We start from the raw sequence: 2,301 nt of genomic DNA on the forward strand, positions 1-2,301 counted from the left end.
TTGGCTGCCGCCATAGCTCCCGTCATCATATCCAGCATATCCTCACTGGTGGCATGCTTCATTTCTTTCCAGAAATGGGCAAGAAAGGCTTCGATGGCACTGCTGGATGCCACCTCACCGGCATTGCATCCGCCCATACCATCTGCCACCAGATATAAATTCTCTGCTGGGTCTTCCCCCGCTGAGATGTAGTATGCATCTTCATTATTTTTGCGACATCTGCCAATATCGCTCATCCCAACTGCTTTCAAGTCGTCCACCTCCTCTGGTGAATCTGTTTTTTCTCAGTCTGCTTCCGACTGTTCTTTCATATGGCTCCGTCTCAGCTGACCGCAGGCCGCATCGATATCGCTGCCCAGTTTCCGTCTGACGGTAGTTTCCACGCCGTTTTCATTGAGGATGGACGCAAAGCGTTTCACCCGTTCGGCGGTACTTTTCACATAATTTCTTTCCTTTACGTCATTGACAGGGATCAGGTTTACATGACAGAGCATGTCACGCAGCTTCTTTACCAGTTCCCACGCATGTTCATCCCCGTCATTTACGCCGTGAATGAGGGCATATTCGAAGGTAATGCGGCGTTTTGTTCTGTCTGCATAATCTCTGCAGGCCTGCAGCAGTTTTTCCATGCTGTAAACCTTTGCAATGGGCATGGTCTGTGTACGGATGCCGTCATTGGGTGCATGGAGGGAAACCGCCAGTGTGATCTGCAGGTCTTCCTCTGCCAGATCGTAAATCTTATCTACCAGACCGCAAGTAGAAAGAGTAATGTGTCTCTGTCCCATGTTCTGTCCCTTGGGGTCATTGATCAGACGCAGGAATTTTACCACATTATCATAGTTATCCAACGGTTCACCGCTGCCCATCAGCACCGTGCCATGAACCCGTTCCCCGCAGTCCTTCTGGATGGCATAGATCTGGGAAAGCATTTCCCCCGCCGTCAGACCTCTTTCCACACCGTCCAAAGTGGAGGCACAGAATTTACAGCCCATACGACAGCCAACCTGCGTGGAAATACAAACCGTATTGCCATGCTCATATTTCATCAATACACTTTCGATGATCGCACCATCGGAAAGGGCAAAGAGGTATTTTCTTGTTCCATCGATCTGGGAAACCAGTTTTCGTACAATCTTCACGCCATTGATAGATGCTGTTTCGGAAAGTTTTTCCCGCAGTCCTTTGGAAAGGTTCGTCATTTCCTCAAAACCGTCCACCTGTTTGGCATGGAGCCAGTCGAAGATCTGCTTTGCACGGAATTTGGGTTCCCCCAATTCCTTCAAGAGGTCCTCCAGTTCATTTACATTCATGGATTTGATATCAATTTTTGCCATATCTTAATCCTTTCTTCTCATTCTGGAAATGAAAAAACCGTCTGTTCCTGTTTTATGGGGCAGCAGAGTAATATAGCCCTGTTCTGCTGTCTCCGTTTTCCACCCTTCGGGCAGGAAGGCTGTAATATCCTCAGCTTCGAATTCGGGGTGATTTTTCAAAAACCATTCCAGATTTTTTTCATTTTCCTTGCGGCACAGGGTACAGGTGCTGTAAACCAGTACGCCGCCCTTTTTCACATAGCCTGCCGCATTTTCCAGAATTTCTTTCTGGATGGCTGTCAGGCTGTCAATTTCATTGCCGTCTTTTTTCAGGCGGATATCCGGCTTTTTGCGCATCAGCCCCAAACCGGAGCAGGGTGCGTCCACCAGAATACGGTCGAACCTTTCATGTTCTTCCTCTTTTTCCGCCGCATCTTTCACCTTGCATGCCATCATACTGATGCCGAGGCGTTCCGCCCCTTCCTCCATCAGTTCGATCTTATGCTCATAAATATCACAGGAAATCAGATTTCCTTCGTTTTCCATCTGTTCTGCCGCTGTAAAGCTTTTCCCGCCGGGAGCCGCACACATATCCATGATGCTTTCGCCCTTTTTGGGGTCTAAAATCTTCACCGCCAGCTGAGAGCTTTCATCCTGCACATGGAACAGCCCTTTCTGGAAAGCTTCCAGTCGGCTCAAGTCTGCTGTTTTTGTCAGATGCAGGGCATTTTCGGAAACTCGCCCTTCTTTTACTCCTACACCCGCTTTTTCCAGCATCTCTTTCAATTCTGCCTTATTTGTTTTCAGCGTATTCACGCGAATAGTCACATCAGGTGCTTCGTTGTCGAACAGGCAGATCTTTTCCGCATCTTCATAGCCGTAATAAGCCACCCACATGCGCACCAGCCACAGGGGATGAGAATAGGCCACAGAAAGATATTCCGCCGTGCCTTTTTCAGGCATAGACACTTCCGTTTTCTTCTTCGCA

The 2,301-nt window shown here is 48.5% G+C and carries 3 protein-coding genes; all 3 read right to left on the reverse strand.

The window, feature by feature from the left end; all coding sequences use genetic code 11:
* The coding region (locus ACJMLT_RS02850) for a PP2C family protein-serine/threonine phosphatase (protein ID WP_405726298.1) at positions 1-251 on the reverse strand (251 nt) is incomplete at its 3' end.
* A gap of 33 nt (positions 252-284) precedes the next feature.
* Positions 285-1,334 (reverse strand): 23S rRNA (adenine(2503)-C(2))-methyltransferase RlmN, encoded by a 1,050-nt coding sequence (gene rlmN, locus ACJMLT_RS02855; RefSeq protein ID WP_405726301.1) that lies wholly within the window; start codon positions 1,332-1,334, stop codon positions 285-287.
* Positions 1,335-1,337: 3 nt separating this feature from the next.
* The coding region (rsmB, locus tag ACJMLT_RS02860; protein WP_405726304.1) for a 16S rRNA (cytosine(967)-C(5))-methyltransferase RsmB at positions 1,338-2,301 on the reverse strand (964 nt) is incomplete at its 5' end.

This window comes from Anaerotignum sp. (assembly GCF_045122575.1).
Lineage (GTDB): Bacteria > Bacillota > Clostridia > Lachnospirales > Anaerotignaceae > Anaerotignum_A.

Excerpts from the sequence above, each read along its gene's own strand:
- rlmN (WP_405726301.1), bottom strand. The coding sequence starts at position 1,334 with ATGGCAAAAATTGATATCAAATCCATGAATGTAAATGAACTGGAGGAC.